At 42.3% G+C, this 17,716-nt stretch carries 18 protein-coding genes and 4 tRNA genes; 18 read left to right on the forward strand and 4 right to left on the reverse strand.

The features are described 5' to 3' along the window. Window positions 1-392: 392 nt before the first annotated feature. Together I2F62_RS08905 and I2F62_RS08910 are read right to left on the reverse strand one after the other, a co-directional pair. Window positions 393-1,151 (reverse strand): SDR family NAD(P)-dependent oxidoreductase, encoded by a 759-nt coding sequence (locus tag I2F62_RS08905; RefSeq protein ID WP_324626665.1) that lies wholly within the window; start codon window positions 1,149-1,151, stop codon window positions 393-395. A 10-nt stretch (window positions 1,152-1,161) separates the two neighbouring features. After that, entirely contained in the window at window positions 1,162-1,953 is a 792-nt protein-coding gene (locus I2F62_RS08910; protein WP_324626666.1) for a TSUP family transporter, read from the reverse strand. 116 nt (window positions 1,954-2,069) lie between these two features. Here I2F62_RS08910 and I2F62_RS08915 point away from each other — a divergent pair, with 116 nt between their 5' ends. Further along, window positions 2,070-3,452 carry a PLP-dependent aminotransferase family protein gene (locus I2F62_RS08915; RefSeq protein ID WP_324626667.1) on the forward strand — a complete coding sequence of 461 codons (1,383 nt, stop codon included), beginning with the start codon at window positions 2,070-2,072 and terminating at the stop codon, window positions 3,450-3,452. Window positions 3,453-3,659: 207 nt separating this feature from the next. Next, window positions 3,660-4,382, forward strand: a complete 723-nt coding sequence (gene phoU / locus I2F62_RS08920; RefSeq protein WP_324626668.1) for a phosphate signaling complex protein PhoU — start codon at window positions 3,660-3,662, stop codon at window positions 4,380-4,382. Between the two features lie 261 nt (window positions 4,383-4,643). Here phoU and I2F62_RS08925 read toward each other — a convergent pair whose 3' ends face one another. Next, window positions 4,644-4,919, reverse strand: coding sequence for an oxidative damage protection protein (locus tag I2F62_RS08925; RefSeq protein WP_324626669.1), 276 nt, complete (start codon window positions 4,917-4,919; stop codon window positions 4,644-4,646). Between the two features lie 3 nt (window positions 4,920-4,922). Beyond that, window positions 4,923-6,356, reverse strand: coding sequence for an argininosuccinate lyase (argH, locus tag I2F62_RS08930; RefSeq protein ID WP_324626670.1), 1,434 nt, complete (start codon window positions 6,354-6,356; stop codon window positions 4,923-4,925). Between argH and I2F62_RS08935 the strand changes: the two genes are divergently transcribed. The 16 genes from I2F62_RS08935 to tuf form a co-directional block, all read left to right on the forward strand. Continuing rightward, window positions 6,347-7,507 carry a sensor histidine kinase gene (locus I2F62_RS08935; RefSeq protein WP_324626671.1) on the forward strand — a complete coding sequence of 387 codons (1,161 nt, stop codon included), beginning with the start codon at window positions 6,347-6,349 and terminating at the stop codon, window positions 7,505-7,507. The two genes, argH and I2F62_RS08935, sit on opposite strands and share 10 nt — an antisense overlap. Window positions 7,508-7,531: 24 nt before the next feature. Then, window positions 7,532-8,281, forward strand: a complete 750-nt coding sequence (locus I2F62_RS08940; protein ID WP_324626672.1) for a LytTR family DNA-binding domain-containing protein — start codon at window positions 7,532-7,534, stop codon at window positions 8,279-8,281. Between the two features lie 78 nt (window positions 8,282-8,359). Then, window positions 8,360-9,283: a hydroxymethylbilane synthase gene (hemC, locus tag I2F62_RS08945; RefSeq protein WP_324626673.1), complete on the forward strand. Its 924-nt coding sequence runs from the start codon at window positions 8,360-8,362 to the stop codon at window positions 9,281-9,283. Between the two features lie 3 nt (window positions 9,284-9,286). Further along, window positions 9,287-10,063, forward strand: a complete 777-nt coding sequence (locus I2F62_RS08950) for a uroporphyrinogen-III synthase (RefSeq protein ID WP_324626674.1) — start codon at window positions 9,287-9,289, stop codon at window positions 10,061-10,063. Then, the gene (locus I2F62_RS08955; RefSeq protein WP_324626675.1) at window positions 10,060-10,890 is read left to right on the forward strand and encodes a hypothetical protein; all 831 of its coding nucleotides are present in this window, start codon (window positions 10,060-10,062) and stop codon (window positions 10,888-10,890) included. Before I2F62_RS08950 ends, I2F62_RS08955 begins: the two co-directional genes overlap by 4 nt. 9 nt (window positions 10,891-10,899) lie before the next feature. Next, window positions 10,900-12,096: a heme biosynthesis protein HemY gene (locus tag I2F62_RS08960; protein ID WP_324626676.1), complete on the forward strand. Its 1,197-nt coding sequence runs from the start codon at window positions 10,900-10,902 to the stop codon at window positions 12,094-12,096. 9 nt (window positions 12,097-12,105) lie between these two features. Beyond that, window positions 12,106-12,546 (forward strand): thioesterase family protein, encoded by a 441-nt coding sequence (locus I2F62_RS08965; RefSeq protein ID WP_324626677.1) that lies wholly within the window; start codon window positions 12,106-12,108, stop codon window positions 12,544-12,546. 93 nt (window positions 12,547-12,639) lie between these two features. After that, complete coding sequence (locus tag I2F62_RS08970; protein WP_420713750.1) at window positions 12,640-12,963, forward strand: H-NS family nucleoid-associated regulatory protein; 324 nt, start codon at window positions 12,640-12,642, stop codon at window positions 12,961-12,963. Window positions 12,964-13,155: 192 nt separating this feature from the next. Continuing rightward, window positions 13,156-13,755 carry an FHA domain-containing protein gene (locus I2F62_RS08975; RefSeq protein ID WP_324626678.1) on the forward strand — a complete coding sequence of 200 codons (600 nt, stop codon included), beginning with the start codon at window positions 13,156-13,158 and terminating at the stop codon, window positions 13,753-13,755. Window positions 13,756-13,811: 56 nt separating this feature from the next. Continuing rightward, window positions 13,812-14,483 (forward strand): phosphoglycolate phosphatase, encoded by a 672-nt coding sequence (locus tag I2F62_RS08980; RefSeq protein ID WP_324626679.1) that lies wholly within the window; start codon window positions 13,812-13,814, stop codon window positions 14,481-14,483. A gap of 110 nt (window positions 14,484-14,593) precedes the next feature. Next, on the forward strand, window positions 14,594-16,087 hold the full coding sequence (trpE, locus tag I2F62_RS08985; RefSeq protein WP_324626680.1) for an anthranilate synthase component I: 1,494 nt from the start codon (window positions 14,594-14,596) through the stop codon (window positions 16,085-16,087). A gap of 98 nt (window positions 16,088-16,185) precedes the next feature. Next, window positions 16,186-16,261, forward strand: a tRNA-Thr gene (locus tag I2F62_RS08990). A 53-nt stretch (window positions 16,262-16,314) separates the two neighbouring features. Further along, window positions 16,315-16,398: transfer RNA gene (locus I2F62_RS08995), tRNA-Tyr, on the forward strand. Between the two features lie 37 nt (window positions 16,399-16,435). Beyond that, a tRNA-Gly gene (locus tag I2F62_RS09000) sits at window positions 16,436-16,511 on the forward strand. Between the two features lie 12 nt (window positions 16,512-16,523). Then, a tRNA-Thr gene (locus tag I2F62_RS09005) sits at window positions 16,524-16,598 on the forward strand. A 144-nt stretch (window positions 16,599-16,742) separates the two neighbouring features. Next, on the forward strand, window positions 16,743-17,716 hold a 974-nt coding region (tuf, locus tag I2F62_RS09010; protein ID WP_324626681.1), incomplete at its 3' end, for an elongation factor Tu.

Consider the following 17,716-nt stretch of genomic DNA (forward strand, 5'->3'; position numbering starts at 1 on the left):
GTGTAGTGAATGAAATTGCATGAATTTTGAAACTTTAATATGACAGTTCAATGACATTTTAGCTTTCAGTTGACGAATGAAATGTTACCCGTTTTATATATTTTTTGAATGGTGTGAAGTTAATTGATTTGATATTGAGCAGTTTTTTATTTTAGTTTGAAAAATTAAAAACTTAAATTGAATCAATATGCCGTTATTTTTTTCAAAAAAGTGTTTAGATCAAAAAATGCATAGAAAATTGCCGGTTTTTTGCATAAAAAATCATCAAAAGATTGGTGTTTCATTGCATTGCAGGCTTGGTTTTGTGACAACGTCAGATGTTTTATTGAGCATGATCTGACGTTGTTAAGTAAACATTAGCTACCCAGTGCGGCAGCTAAAAATCGCTTTTTTTAGGCAATTGGCGTGACTTTGAGTGGATTGAAAGATTGCGATGTCGGCATGATTTCAATCCGATTAATATTGATATGTGGTGGTTGCGACACCACCCAAGCCACGGTATTGGCAATATCTTCGGCCACTAAGGGCTGCGTGTTTTGATACAACTGTTCGGCTTTTTCTGCATCGCCATGAAAACGCACCACTGAAAACTCTGTGCCGCCGCACAACCCCGGCTCGATATTGGTCACACGCACTCCCGTTCCAGCCAAATCGGCACGTAAATTTAAGCTAAACTGCGCCACAAAAGCTTTGGTTGCACCGTAAACGTTGCCTCCCGGATACGGATAAGTCCCAGCAATAGAACCTAAATTAATAATTAGCCCCGTTTGGCGTTTGACCATATACGGCAAAACCAAGCGAGTCATGTTGATTAACCCTTTGGTATTGGTATCAATCATGGTGTTCCAATCGTCTAAATTGGCCTGATCGGCGGCGTCCAATCCTAGCGCAAGCCCTGCGTTATTGACGAGAACCATGATCTGATCTAATCCAAAGTCTGCTGGCAGTTGTTTTAAACAGGCTTCAAGGGTGTGATGATCTGCACTGACATCTAATACTAAAGGAAAAAAATCTGCGCCTAGTTCAGCCTGCAGCTGTTGTAATTTGTCTAAGCGTCGTGCCGCACCAATGACCCGATAACCTTGTTGTATTAAGGATTTGCAAATAGCAACGCCAAACCCTGCAGATGCACCTGTGACTAAAGCAAGCATAAAAATTTCCTTATAAAATATGGAGACTAAGACTGATTATTAATAAAACAACGCTTAAAACAAGGACTTTTTGCACCAGTCGGCCATTGCTTGAAATGGTGTGTTGGCTACCAAAATGATTGCCAACAATATTGGCCAATATCATGGGGATGCTAAGCAAAAACATTAATTTCCCTGCCATTAAAAAGGCAATCAGCGCGCCAAAATTCGAGCAGAAATTAAAGATTTTGGCTGTTGCAGAAGCATTTAATAAGGTAAATTGATTAATTAAAAACAGCGCAATAATAAATAAACTGCCTGTTCCTGGGCCAAAAAAACCATCGTAAAAACCCACGCTTAAGCAAACCATGCTCAGAAGCAGTTTGGATGAGGTAAATTGTCCATTTTCACGATCATTGGCACGGGCCAAGAGTCGGCTTTTACATAATGTGATGATTAATCCAATCGGTAATAGACAAATTACCACGAGGGTAAGGACTTTAACGGGTAAAATCAGAACGCATTTTGCACCCACATACGCGCCTAAAAGTGCCATTACTACGCCAAGCGGCACCACTTGCCAAATAATGGCTCGGCTGCGCATAAAATTACGAATGGCAGCCAAGGTTCCCACCATGCTGACTAATTTTTCTTGGCCAAGGGCAACTTGTGTAGGTAGGCCCAGCATAATCATGGCGGGAATCAGTAATAAACCTGCACCGCCTGCAACTGCATCGACATAACCTGCAATCAGTGCCGCCAAACTCAGAAGAAGTAATCCCCATAAAAAATGTTGCTCAAGAAGACTTTGCGCAATAAACATTTAACCCATAACCTGCCAATCAATGATGCTCCTTTATGCCATGACGATACTGGTAAAAGTAGCATCAGCCGGTTAGAATTTAAAAAAACTGTTTGGGTGACACAGAAGCAACTGTTATGGTCAATACACAACAACCAACCAAAATAAATCAGGTCATTGACTATATTTCTGAGCGCATTCAAAGCCGCCAATTTTTGGTGGGGAGTAAGTTGCCATCCTTGCGTAAACTGGCTCAAACATTACAGGTTTCTGTTTCAACCGTTTTAGAAGCCTATGAGCGCTTATTGGCAGAAAATTTAATTGAAGTTCGCCGTGGCTCGGGTTATTTCGTACTGAATCAACAGCAAGCAACAGGCATTGATTTGCCCAGTACCCAAGCGGAAATGGCGACGCATCCTTTTTGGGTTGCACACCAAGCGCTGATTGCACACGATGCAAAATTTACTCCCGGTTGTGGCTGGTTGCCTACAAATTGGATGCCAGAGGCGATTGTGCGTAAATCGTTACGACATGCCTTAAATGCCAGCGCTGAAGATGTATTGGCTTATAGTCCTGTTTTGGGCTTTGAACCTTTGCGGGAATTATTAAGTCAGCGCATCCAGCATTATGGCGTGAATCTTCATCCCGATCAGGTGTTATTAACCGAAAATGGCACACATGCTTTAGATTTAATTTGCCGAACATGGCTGAAACCGGGCGATGTGGTGGTAGTTGATGACCCTTGCTATTTTAATTTTTTTACCTTATTAGAACTATTACAGGTTCGTGTGATTGCCGTGCCATTTACCCCAAATGGCCCCGATTTAAATGCCTTTGCCGAGGCCATGCAAGCCGCGCCTAAGCTGTATATCACCAACGCGGGACCACATAACCCAACCGGTGCAAGCTTGAATTTGGCGGTTGCGTATCAGGTGTTAAAAATGGCTGAACAGGCTAATATGCTCATTATTGAAGATGATGTTTATGCCGACTTCGAGTTAGTCCCCGCGCCACGCTATGCCGCCTTGTCTAATTTTGAACAGGTTATTCAAATTGGTAGTTTTTCTAAATCGTTGTCTGCCGCGTTTCGTTGTGGCTATATTGCAGCAAAATCTGAATATATCGATTTATTGGTCAAGGTGAAAATTGCCACCAGTTTTAGTTGTAATCAGCTAAATAGTTTATTGGTGTATCAGACCTTAAAACATGCGCAGTATCGGCGTCATTTAGACTATATCAACCAACGGTTAAATGAGGCGCGGCGCTTTGTGGTGGGGCAGTTAGAAGATTTAGGCATTGTGCCGTGGACCATTCCTAAAGCGGGCATGTTTTTGTGGTGTCAGTTACCACAGGGCGTTCAGGCTGAAAGCTTGGTGCACGCGTGCCGACAAGACCATGTGATATTAGCCGCAGGAACAAATTTTAGTCATAGTCCAACCGCGCAGCAATTTATGCGTTTTAATATCTCGCAATGTGTCGATCCTTCTTTATTTGAGCTTTTAGCCAAACACATTGCATAAAAAGTGATGCTCAAACAAAAGTATATTTTTTGCGGCATTGCTTAAACGTATTTAAGTGGATGATGTTGTACTTTGCCTGATTAAAACCACACCATCAAATGGCGAAGCCTGATCATTGATAAAAGCTAAAATGTCATCAAATCTTCATGTTGGTTGTGTTTAAATAATCATTCATCTTTTTCTGACCTGTTTTTCGGGAGCAATCTTTTGACCTTAAAAAACCCGTTATTAGCACATCATATTTCCTCGCAATTTAACGAAGAAATGCAGGAAGTGAACACCAAATTTATGGCGATGGGTGGGGTCATTGAACAACAGGTGACCAATGCCATTCATGCCTTGTTGGATATGGATGTCAATCTTGCAGTAGATGTGCAATACACTGAAAAAACAGTCAATCGTCTAGAATTAGAAATTGATGAAAGTTTGACTTTTATTTTGGCGCGCCGTCATCCTGCCGCCATTGATTTACGCATGGTGATAGCCATGAGTAAAGCCAATACTGACCTCGAACGGATTGGCGATGAAGCGTCTAAAATTGCCAGCATTGCACAAAGTTTGTGTGAAGAAGGTGGCTCACCGCGCGGTTTTATGGAAACGCGTCATATCGGTAATCAGGTGCGCGTGATGATTCACGATGCCTTAGATGCCTTTGCACGTTTAGATGCCGATCAAGCGGTGAATGTATTACGTGCCGATGCCGACATCGACCGCGAATATCAATCTGCTACGCGTACCTTAATGACGTACATGATTGAAGATCCGCGTTATATTTCGCGGGTGCTGAATGTTTTGTGGGTGTTGCGTTCCCTAGAACGGATTGGCGATCATGCACGCAATATTTCAGAACAAGTGATTTATATCGTGAAAGGCTTAGATGTTCGTCACAGCAGTGTCGATGAAATTGCCCAGCATGTGCAGAATCAATAAAGCGCTTTGTATGTAATAAAAATAACCATCCCAAGAATAAAAAAAATCCCAGATCTGGGGGAACCTGGGATATATAAAGGGGTATTACATCAAGCATGGATTTCATCTTGATGAAGTTAAGATAACAATAACCACTGCTGCTGTCAGTGTAAGTCTTGTGATAACATGTTATTTTGTATGCATGTTTGTAAGTTGTTGTGAATAAAATAAAAAAAGCAACGAACTTGTCGCTGCTTTTTTAGAATAATTCACCGCTGTGGCTTATTTTTTTTCGGCGGTCCAGCCTTCGGCTTTTTCAACGCTATCATCGTTACTTAAGAACTTTTCGCGTTGTTCTTCTAAGAATTTTTTCGCTTCAGGGTCAAACACATTTAAGCGTTTTTCGTTAATTAGCGTGGTTTGGTGTTTTAACCATTCTTGCCATGCTTGTTTAGAAACGGTTTCAAAAAATTCTTGACCCTTTGCGCCAGGGAATGGTGCAAAATCGAGTCCATCTAAGTCTTGCTGATATTTACGGCAAAATACTTGTCTGCTCATGGCTTATCCTTGGGTGTAAAGTGCAGCTAAACGTGTGTGTGCACGGGCAATAGCCGCTGTCACTTGTGCTGGCGCGGTGCCGCCAATGTGGTTACGTGCATTGACTGAAGCTTCTAAAGTTAAGGCTTGATCGAACACATCTGCGCTAATTAAGTCAGAGAACTGTTGTAATTGTTCAAGGCTTAATTCAGATAAGTCTTTTTCTTCTGCCACGCCTAAAGCCACCGCTTTACCCACAATTTCATGCGCATCACGGAAGGCGATCCCTTTTTTTACTAAGTAATCGGCAAGGTCGGTTGCCGTTGAGAAACCACGTAACGCAGCTTCACGCATAACCGCAATGTTTGGAACCAACGCAGGAATCATATCGGCAAAGGCCATCAGTGAACCACGAACGGTATCAATGGCATCAAACAACGGCTCTTTGTCTTCTTGGTTGTCTTTGTTGTACGCCAGTGGTTGACCTTTCATTAAGGTTAATAAGCTAATTAAATCGCCAAAGACACGACCTGATTTACCACGAACCAATTCGGGTACATCTGGGTTCTTCTTCTGCGGCATGATGGATGAACCTGTGCAGAAACGGTCAGGAATTTGCACAAACTTAAATTGAGCCGATGTCCATAAAATTAATTCTTCCGACATGCGTGATAAATGCATCATAATTAATGCGGCTGCGGCATTAAACTCAATGGCGAAGTCGCGGTCAGATACGGCATCTAGCGAGTTTTCAGACACCGCTTCAAAACCTAATAGTTCAGCGGTATAGGCACGGTCGATTGGGTAAGTTGTACCTGCCAAAGCAGCAGAACCTAAAGGCATACGATTCACACGTTTACGGCAGTCTTGTAGGCGTTCAGTGTCACGCACCAACATTTCAAACCATGCCAATAAATGATGACCAAAAGTCACCGGCTGTGCAGTTTGTAAATGGGTGAAGCCTGGCATAATGGTGTCGGTGTTTTTTGCAGCAAGCGCCAAAATACCATTTTGTAAGCGCTGTAAAACCACTAAAATCGCGTCAATTTCGTCACGTAAATATAAACGAATATCGGTTGCCACTTGGTCGTTACGGCTACGGCCGGTATGTAATTTTTTACCCGTAATACCAATGCGGTCGGTGAGGCGAGATTCGATGTTCATGTGTACATCTTCTAAATCAATGCGCCATTCAAAGTTGCCGGCTTCAATTTCTGCTTGAATGGCGGTTAAACCTTGAATAATGTCGTTGCGTTCTGCTTCGGTCAGCACCCCGACTTTGGCCAACATGGTTGCGTGGGCAATTGAACCCGCGATATCTTGTTTATAAAAACGTTGGTCAAATTGCACAGAAGCGGTAAATTCAGCAACAAAAGCATCAGTCGCTTCGCTAAAGCGACCGCCCCACATACCAGATGTGGCTTGGGGATTATTTGAGGATTGAGAAGATGTGGTCATGGCGGCTCAGCAAAATAAAAAAGAGTATAGCAAAACCTGACCCGTTTGCCGATGGACAACGTTTGTACGCCAAACCATCATCCAAAGCTGTGCGTCAGGAACAATCTGCCTATTTTTTTACGAAAATTGGCCGTTGGCAATATTTAATCGAATTATTTCTTGCAAGTGCGGTGCTTTCAGTCTTAATTGCATTGGCAGAAGCACAGACATGGCAAGCACTCAGCGTGGCTCGAATCTGTGAAATATTGCTGTATTTTTATTGGGTGGAAGTGGTTTTTGCATGGATTGTCGATCGCTACCAAAGCCAACTAAATCGGTTGTCTCATGTGGCTGCGCTCAGTGTGGGTGTGCTTATTTTACAAAGTATTATTGTATGTACCACCTTATTTTTAAATGGATTGTCTATACTTTCGCATCACCACGCAGCTTCGGCATGGTCATTTGAAAACCTATGGCGCGGTCTGCCTTTACATTTAAGCTATGGTTTGTTGCTGAGTATTTTTTGTTTACGTTATTTATATATCCGCGATCAGTGGGTAAAACAACAACACAGCGAGTTACAAGCGCGTATTCAAGCCATGCAAGCCAGAATCCAACCGCATTTTTTATTTAATAGTTTAAATAGTGTGGTTAGCTTAATTGCGACCGACCCCGACAAAGCCGAAGATATGCTCATTAACTTATCTCGTTTATTTCGTGCAAGTTTACAAGAGCTTAAACTGGTGCCACTGCATGAAGAACTGGCGTTGTGTCAGCATTATATGGCCATTGAACAGATGCGTTTGGGCGAGCGTTTAGATATGGATTGGCGCTTGCCGGCGCTGCCGCTACTGTATGGCATTCAAATTCCATTATTAAGTTTACAGCCGCTATTAGAAAATAGTATTTTTCATGGTGTTGAAAAAATGAGCGGTGCGTGTAAGATCAGTCTATTGGTTGAAGTGTTAGAACAACAAGTGAATATTGTGATTAGCAATCCTTATCAACCAAAACAACAAGAACAGCGCCAAGGGCATGGTTTAGCACTTGAAAATGTTAAACAGCGATTACGTGCTTATTATGGTTATGCTGCCGATGTTCGGTTTTTTGCAGTCGATGGGATTTTTACCACCGTTGTGCGGTTTCCAAGCAAAATTAACCTAAAAAGCTAACTGCGTTTGAGATGAAGAACAAACATGAAAATATTAATTTGTGATGATGAGCCTTTAGCGATAGATCGGTTATCACGTTTAGTGAGTCAGTTGGGGCACGAAGTGGTTGCCACCGCACAAGATGGTGTGGCGGTGATGGCATTGGTTGAACAGTTTCGCCCAGATGTGCTGTTATTAGATATTCAAATGCCCGAATTAGATGGTTTAAGTTGCGCCAAGCAATTGGCAAATTTGTCGTTTAAACCCGCCATTATTTTTTGTACCGCCTATGATCAACATGCTTTGGCGGCATTTCAAGCACAAGCACAGGCGTATTTACTGAAACCGATTGCCAAAGCCGAATTACAACAAGCGTTAGAGCATATTGTGCAGCCCAATCAAGCGCAGTTAAGCCAACTAAAGCACGCCGAAAGCAGTCAGTTACCACAAACTTTATCGTTACAACGACAATTTATCACTGCGCGTTCGCACCGTGGCGTCGAGCTCATTCCAATAGAGCGGATTTATTATTTTCTTGCCGATCAAAAATATGTTTCGGTGCGCCACGATCAGGGCTTGGTGTTAATTGATGAAACACTCAAAGAATTAGAATCGGAATTTTCTCAAAATTTTATCCGAATTCATCGCAACGCATTGGTTTCAATTCAAGACTTAGATGGTTTGGAAACGTTAGGTGCAGGGCAGTATCAAGTGCGGTTTAGGAAAATTGACGATAAATTGGCTGTCAGTCGCCGGCATTTGCCAGTCTTGAGGGAAAAATTAAATCGTTTATAACAATTTAGCCTGAAAACTTGCATTTTTGTTAGATCAGGTTAAGTTTATGCTTATTCTTTTGCAGCATATAGAAAATCAATGAAATGCTTAAAAATTGCAACACGCCAAAGCCCTTTAGCCCTTTGGCAAGCAGAACATATTAAAGCGCGTTTAGCTGCGTTGTATCCAGAACTTGAGGTTGAGCTGGTAAAGTTTGTCACGCAGGGCGATAAAATTTTAGATACGCCATTGGCAAAAATTGGCGGTAAAGGCTTATTTGTAAAAGAATTAGAACATGCCTTATTAGAAGGTCGTGCCGATTTAGCCGTACATTCAATGAAAGATGTGCCGATGCAATTTCCGGAAGGATTAACACTTGCGGTGATTTGTGAACGCGAAGATCCAACCGATGCTTTTGTGTCGCATCAGTATGCACATTTTGATGATTTACCACAGGGTGCGGTGGTCGGTACATCGAGCTTACGCCGTAAATGCCAAATTTTACAAGCCCGACCAGATTTAGTCATTAAAGATCTTCGCGGCAATGTCGGAACGCGTTTATCTAAATTAGATGAAGGTTTGTATGATGCGATTATTTTAGCCAGTGCTGGTTTAAAACGCCTAAAACTGGAATCAAGAATTCGTCATGAACTCGACACCACAATGAGTTTGCCTGCCGTTGGGCAAGGGGCGCTAGGCTTAGAGTGTCGCAGTCAAGATCAAGCCGTTTTGGAACTGATTGCACCGTTGCAGCACACTGAAACCGAACTGTGTGTTCGTGCCGAGCGCGCATTTAATACCTATTTAGAGGGCGGTTGTCAGGTACCAATTGCAGGCTTTGCCACATTGGCGCAAGGTAAAATTTATATGCAAGGCCGCGTAGGTAGTGTTGATGGGCAAACCTTACTTAAAGCGCAAGGTGAGGCGATGGCCGATTTAGACGCTGCAGAAGCATTGGGTCGGCAGCTTGCACAACAATTGTTAGACCAAGGCGCGGCTGAATTATTAAAGGTACTGCATTAAACGATGTTGTTGATTAACACCCGTCCAGCACATCGAGCGCAGGCACTATCTGCACCACTGCGTGAGTTTGCGCTAGAGGTGCTCGATTTACCGTTGTTGGAACTGCGACCAGTTGCATGGAATGCCACGTTATTAAGGCAATATCAACAGTTACTTCACGCACAAATCATTGTTGTTGTGAGTCCGACTGCGGCAGAAATTGGTCTCGCTTACTTAAAACAAAGTGGTTTAAGTTTGGCAGAATTGGCGCATGTTCAATGGATTGCGGTGGGAGCTGCAACGGCAGAGTATCTTGCACAGCATCAGATTCATGCGCATGTGCCCGAAGTTGAAACATCGGAAGGGATGCTATCTTTACCGATTTTGCAGCAGTCGACAGTGCAATCTGTGGCGTTTTGGCGGGGCGAAGGTGGGCGTCAGTTTATGATGCAGCAATTGCAGCAACAAGGCATTCAACTGCTAAATTTTGTTTTATATACTCGGCATTGCCCCGATAAAACGGCTGTGATGTTTCAGCAACAATTGCCTTACTTACAGCACAGCAAGAAAAAGATATATGTGTGTATTAGTAGTGAAGCCAGTTGGCTCAATTGGCAAGCGCTCTGTCAAAATGCGCCTGAACTGTTAAAAAAATGTCATTATTTAGCCTTAGGCGAACGCTTATATCGTTTAATTTTAACAACGCAAAATTTAGACGGACAAGCACAGGTGACGGCATTTGCGCGCTTAGCGCCGGATGTGATTTATCGTTATTTATTAGAACAAAAAGGGTTGGCATGAAAAAACGCTTTATCGTGGTTGGTTTGATCGTGTTCATTTGGTTGTTAAAAATGAACTATGACCAAATTCAAAGTGACACTCAACTGCAAAGCTTACAAACTCAACTGACGCAGCTTGAGCAAAATAATGCCAATTTAAACGATCAATTGGTGGCTTTACAGCGTCAAAGCACTGCCGTGCCTGAACAAAATAGCTCAACTACGGCCGCAAACGTGCAGCCTCAAGTGGTGCAACATTCGGTTTTATTGGTGAAGCAACAATTACAATTGGTACAGTTTGCATTACAGCAACAGCAAGAGATTTATGCCTTTGAGCAACTGACTCAATTACAAAAACAAGTGCCGAATTACGATATTGCACCGGCATTACAGCAAAGTCTAGAGCAAGGTATCAGCAAAGATTTAGCCTTGATTCAGCAATATCATGACTTGCGACAAGCACAGCGTGATCAGGCCAATTTACTGTTTAAAACCCTCGATCAACAGTTGAATCGTTTAAGTCAAAGTCCGGATCGGAGCTATCAAAAAACCACCAACGCGCATTTTTGGAATAACTGGTTCAAAGTTGAATCAGTTGCGCAGCCTAAAACTGAACTCATGAACCAACATTTGGTGATCAAAGAAATTCAAATTCGTTTGTTGTTGGCAAAACAGGCTTTTGATGCCGGCTTAACCGATGAATATCAACAAAGTTTAAAGCAAGCGAGTGCTTTATTCAGCCAAGCACCCGCATTGCAACAGCCATCTGTACGTGCAAGCTTAGACAAGGCCAAACAGCTTCCAATTCCACCTATTCCAACGTTAAGTACGTTGGCATTGCTGAATTAGGAGGAAGAGATGACGTCTCTATTGCGCGCCTATTTTTGGGTGGGTTTATTGCTGATGGCGCTGCTAAGCGTATTCAGTTATGGCTACGGTGTCGGATATGTCTATATTTATTTGCGCCATTGGCAAATTGAAAGCAATATTTGGGTGCTGATGATTGGGTTGCTGTGCTTGAGTTTTGTGCTGCAAGTGCTGTGGCTCGGACTCAAACGCTATTTAAGCAAGCGCATGCGCAAAGAACAGCAAATTCTGAGTTTTGAACAATTGCATCCGTATGAAAAATTGGCGGTGCTTAAAGTGCTTGAAGCGGGGCACGAACAAGAAAAAATGTTACAAGAGCTTTATCAGCCCTCGGTCTTGTTCAAAGAGATTGTTCAAGCAAATATGCTGTGGCGTGCTGGCCACAGTCAGCAGGCATTAGATATTTTGGCGCATAGCTCGACTTTGGCATTTGAGCTGGCGGCTTTTTTGCGTATAGAAATTTATCTATCACAAATGCAAGGGCAGCAGGCGTTGAGTCATTTAGAGTTTTTATCACAACATGATTTGTCACCGTGGTTGCAAGATTTACAACAAGGCTACGAGCATAAACTAACCCAATTATGGGGTGCTTTTGCGACCCAATTTCCATGGTTATATTTATATGCCAGCCAATTTGGGCAATTACATGCCGAAGATAAAACGCATTGGTTGCAACAAATTCTAAGTCAATATGATCAGGCCAGTGTCGAAGATTTAGAAGCATTACAGCAGTGTTATCATCAATTGGTTTATGTGCAGCACGTGAATATGGCACGTGAAAATAAAATTTTATGGTTAAAAATTTTAGCCCGAATGCCAGAAATGGGGCGTGAGCATACGCTTTTGGCTGAAGATTTATTGGATGAATTATTTGACCAAGAAGTCTTTTATTTGTGGTTTGAAACGCAATTATTAAAACAACAACCCGATTATTTAGAAATTGAGCAGCATGTAAATGCGTGGGAGCAAAAATATAATCAACTGCCTATTTTTGCATTTGCCAAATGGCATGTTTATCAAGCAACGCATCGTATTGCAGAATCTGAAGCGTTATTGTCGCTGTATCCAGATAATGTTTTGATGAGTTATTTAAGAATTAAAATACAACTGCAAGGCAATGAAGAGTTGAGTGAACAGTTAAATTTATTATTTGAAAGTAATAGTAATTATTTAAAAATTAATATTTAAGGATGGATTATGCAATCATTAGAAAAATACCCCATTATTTATCAGCAAAGCGTTGCTTGGGGCGATATGGATGCTTTTGGGCATGTGAATAATGTGGTGTATTATCGTTATATTGAATCTGCTCGCATTGAGTATTTAAATGCACTTCATTTATTTGATGAAGAAATATATAGCGTGGTTGCATCGAGTCAGTGTCAATATTTAAAACCGCTATTTTTCCCCGATCAATTAAAAATAGGGGCACGTGTTGTAGAAATGCGTAATAGTGCTGTGCGTATGGAATATCTGCTGTGGAGTGAAAAACAACAATTGGTTGTTGCTTTGGCTGAGGCGGTTATTGTTTTTGTCGATCCAGTACAACTAAAAAAAATGCCCATTCCAGAGAAAATACGTCAGCAGTTCATTCAATTAGAGCAAAAAGTTAATCGTCAGATTTTAATATCAAACTAATATCGTTTTATTTTTAAAACTATACTTTTTTTGTTATCTTGATTATGATAAACCATACTTTAAAAGTTATTTTAAAAAATACTGGAGAAACTTGTGCAAGATATTACTAATTTAACGGTAGAAGAATTAAAACGTTTACAACGTGAAGCGGAAGTTTTAATTGCATCTAAAAAAGAACAAGCGATTGAAGATGCCTATAATCAGGTCATTGAAATTGCATCTAACTTAGATTTAACCATCGATCAATTGTTAGAATATGGCGCGCAAAAACGTAAAAGCACGGTGCGTAAACCGGTAGAGCCACGTTATCGCAATAAAGCCAATCCGAAAGAAACTTGGACGGGGCGTGGTAAACAACCACGTTGGTTGGTTGCGCAATTAGAAAATGGCGCGAAATTAGAAGACTTTCTTATCTAAACTGAATTAGATTAAAGATATTATTTAAAAGGTATTAAATGCAAATTTAATACCTTTTTTATGCATGATATAGCAAGTAATATATTATCTATTTAGGATTTATTTTAAGCGATACTGTGCTTTAAAATAGCCGTTTGCTGGGAATAAATTTAAACATGTTATGCTAGCAGGAAAAGAAAATAGGATTTTGGCATGAACTGGAAATTACACGCGCTTGCAAATGAGTTGACTGACCAAGAGATTAGCATCGACCGAAGCATGACCATTGGTCGTCATCCTGACTGTGATCTGGTTTTACAGTCTGCGGCCATATCGCGTCAGCATGCGGTCTTTAATTTGAATGAAGATGGCGTGTGGTTAAAAGATGCAGGCTCATCGAATGGTACTTTTGTGAATGATGTGCGAATTGATGCGGAAACGTTGCTTCAAGATCAGGATGTCATTCAATTTGCCCATTTGAAGTTTTTGGTGCTTGCTCCAGCAGTTGAAGAAAAACCAGCAGAACCTGTTGCGGCACAGATGAAAGACCAAGGCATGCCAAGTTTAGCTGAACGTGGCGATACGCTGGTCAATGCAGAAGGGATGCCGCAAAAAATGGCCATTCCTGTGCCTGCGCCTTTGCCTGAAGGTGTCGACATTCATGCCAAAGCTGAGCCAACGCCAGTTTCTGTTGAAGTTGAACCATCACGCGTTGAACAAAAAATTGAAGAAAAAAAGAATGCTTCGGTTGGGCTGCTTAGTATTGTGGTGCTCATTGTTTTAGCGGTCATTGCGTGGCTGCTGTTAAAGTAAAACAGACAAGGCATTTTCCAAATGCCTTTTAATCAATATGTCAGAAGGAAGCGAGCATGCAAGTACGTCCTTTAAATGAACGACACTTAATTCTTTTTGATTTAGATGGCACCTTAATCGACACAGCCGCAGATATGTATCGTGCCATGAATGCCGCCTTAACCAAGTTGGCGCTGCCGTTGGTCACAGAACCACAAATTCGACAATGGGTGGGTAAAGGCACCGCCAAGCTGTGTGACAGTGTTTTATTGCATTTGGCAGGTACAATTGACGCTGTGCAGCATCAGCAATTATTGGCGTGTTATTTACAGTGTTATACCGAAGGATTGTGTATTTCTAGTCAGCCTTTTGCTGGAGTGCTGGCTTTTTTGAATTATTGCCAAGCCCAGCAATTACACATGGCTTGTGTGACCAATAAGCCAGAGGCACTCGCTAAGCAATTATTGCAACAATTACAACTCGATCATTATTTTGGTTTGATTCTTGGCGGCGACAGCTTACCTGTGCGTAAACCAGATCCTTTGCCGTTATTACATGCTGCGGCATTTTTTAACTGCTCGCCTGAGCAGACCTTAATGATTGGTGACTCAAGTAACGATATTGAAGCTGCAAGAAATGCCAGAATCGATTGTATCGTGATGAGCTATGGCTATAATCATGGAGAAGATATTTATGCTTGCCATCCACAGCAAGTGATTGATACTCTCGAAACGCTTATTCCATCATAAATACTGCTTAGGAAGCCCAAAATGAAATACCTGCAACTTTTTCGATGGCGTCGCTCATTCTAAACCATGATGCACCACGTTAAATTGACATAGATAAAAAGGTATTTCTAATGATGACTTCTGAACAATTCGCACAATTGCAACAACAAGGCTACAACACCATTCCCGTATATCGCCAACGTTTGGCTGATACCGACACGCCATTGTCTATTTTTGCGCGACTCAAAGACAATCAGCATGCGTATTTGTTCGAATCGGTTGAAGGGGGAGAGAATTGGGCGCGTTATTCGATGATTGGTCTGGGCGAATCGACTGTATTTTCATGCAATAACGGTGTTTTAAGTATTCAACATGCCAATGGCGCGCTTGAACAGCAAGCCTGTGTTGATCCTTTTGCCTATATTCGCAATTTTCAGGCGCAATTTAAAGTCCCGACCAAAGCTCAGTTACCTGAATTACCAAGTTTTACTGGGGGCTTGGTGGGGTATTTGGGCTATGATGCTGTGCGTTATATTGAACCACGCTTAAAAAATGTGCCTGAACAAGACCCTGTGGGCTTGCCTGATATTTGGATGATGCTGTCTAAAACAGTTATTGTGTTTGATAATTTAAAAGATACCCTGTTTTTGATTGTACATGCCGATGCTACCCAGCCAGATGCTTACCTGAAAGCACAGCAGCAGCTCGATGCATTAGAAGCACGTTTGGCCACGCCAATCAGCTTACAAGCTAAGCCACATACTGCACCGCATTTTGAATCGATTACAGGTAAAGAAAAGTTCTTACAGACGGTCGAAAAAGTCAAAGAATACATCCGTGCGGGCGATGTCATGCAAGTTGTGCCCGGTCAGCGGATGGTGTCTGACTTCGATGGCGAGCCATTACAGGTCTATCGCGCATTGCGGCATTTAAATCCATCGCCTTATTTGTTTTTAGTACAAGGCCAGACGTTAGAAGATGGCAAGCCGTTTCATGTAGTCGGTTCATCGCCTGAAATTTTGTCGCGCCTTGAAGATGGAATTGCCACAGTCAGACCGCTTGCGGGAACTCGCCCACGTGGAAAAACCAAAGAAGAAGATTTGGCACTCGAACAAGATTTGTTGTCGGACGAAAAAGAAATCGCCGAGCATTTAATGTTAATTGATTTAGGCCGTAATGATGTTGGGCGAGTAGCCAAAATTGGTAAAGTGCAAGTCACCGATAAAATGGTGATTGAGCGCTACTCGCACGTCATGCACATTGTCTCGAACGTACAAGCTGAAGTACGCGATGGCGTGGATGCTTTGGATGTCTTTAAAGCCACGTTCCCTGCAGGAACGTTGTCAGGCGCGCCAAAAATTCGTGCCATGGAAATTATTGACGAAGTTGAACCGGTCAAACGCGGCATCTTTGGTGGAGCAATTGGTTATTTGGGTTGGCATGGTGAAATGGATATGTCGATTGCCATTCGAACCTGTGTGATTCGCGACAATAAAGTCTATGTGCAAGCGGGTGCAGGCTTGGTTGCCGACTCAAATCCTGAATCAGAATGGAATGAAACCCAAATAAAAGCTCGCGCAGTGATCAAGGCGGTTGAATTATCATCAACTGGATTGATTTTATAAGTTTTTTACTATTTTTTTGAAAAAAGAGCTTGCATCATTTTAAAGTTTTGCTAAACTGCACACCGTTCCGATACGAAACGTACGAAACAACAAGAAGCGCCGGCATAGCTCAGTTGGTAGAGCAACTGACTTGTAATCAGTAGGTCCACAGTTCGAATCCGTGTGCCGGCACCATCTTAAAGTTGTTTGTTGTAAGTAAAGGATAGCACTGAAAGTAAGTGTGATATGGTGAGATTCCCGAGCGGTCAAAGGGAGCAGACTGTAACTCTGCCACGAAAGTTTCGAAGGTTCGAATCCTTCTCTCACCACCATTATTTTGCTTCGATAAGTGGTTAATACCAACATTAAGCGGGAGTAGCTCAGTTGGTAGAGCGGTAGCCTTCCAAGCTACATGTCGCGAGTTCGACCCTCGTCTCCCGCTCCATCGAAGTATATTGCTCTTATAGCTCAGTGGTAGAGCACTCCCTTGGTAAGGGAGAGGTCTCGAGTTCAAATCTCGATAAGAGCTCCAGATTACAGTTTAGCGATGATTCGCAGTTTTAAAGAAAGCAGGCTTATTAGTCTGCTTTTCAAGTATTTGGTATTTGGTTTTTTTAGGCGATGTGTCGAACTGAGTTAAATATACCTGTGTTCGACGTAAATGAGGAAGATGAACATGGCTAAGGCTAAGTTTGAACGTAATAAACCACACGTAAACGTGGGCACAATTGGTCACGTTGACCATGGTAAAACAACTTTAACTGCTGCGATTGCAACAATCTGTGCAAAACACCACGGTGGTGAAGCGAAAGATTACTCGCAAATCGACTCAGCGCCAGAAGAAAAAGCACGTGGTATTACCATTAATACTTCACACGTAGAATACGATTCTCCAATTCGTCACTACGCGCACGTAGACTGTCCAGGTCACGCCGATTATGTTAAAAACATGATTACTGGTGCGGCTCAAATGGACGGCGCGATCCTTGTATGTGCAGCGACTGATGGTCCAATGCCACAAACTCGTGAACACATCCTACTTTCTCGTCAGGTTGGTGTACCGTACATCGTTGTATTCTTAAACAAATGTGACCTTGTAGACGACGAAGAGCTTCTTGAATTAGTAGAAATGGAAGTTCGTGAACTTCTTTCTACTTATGACTTCCCAGGTGATGACACGCCAATCATCCGTGGTTCAGCTTTACAAGCATTGAACGGCAACGCTGACCAGTATGGCGAGCCAGCAGTTCTTGCACTTGTAGAAGCGCTTGACTCTTACATCCCAGAACCAGAACGTGCAATCGACAAAGCATTCTTAATGCCAATCGAAGACGTATTCTCTATTTCTGGTCGTGGTACAGTAGTAACAGGCCGTGTAGAATCAGGTATCGTTAAAGTTGGTGAATCAGTTGAAATCGTGGGTATCCGTGATACTCAAACTACAACTGTAACTGGCGTTGAAATGTTCCGTAAATTGCTTGACGAAGGTCGTGCAGGCGAGAACTGTGGTGTTCTTCTTCGTGGTACTAAGCGTGAAGACGTACAACGTGGTCAAGTACTTGCTAAACCAGGTACAATCAAGCCGCACACTAAATTCGACGCAGAAGTATACGTACTTTCTAAAGACGAAGGTGGTCGTCATACTCCGTT

It is taken from the genome of Acinetobacter sp. MD2(2019) (assembly GCF_035615615.1).
Classification (GTDB): domain Bacteria; phylum Pseudomonadota; class Gammaproteobacteria; order Pseudomonadales; family Moraxellaceae; genus Acinetobacter.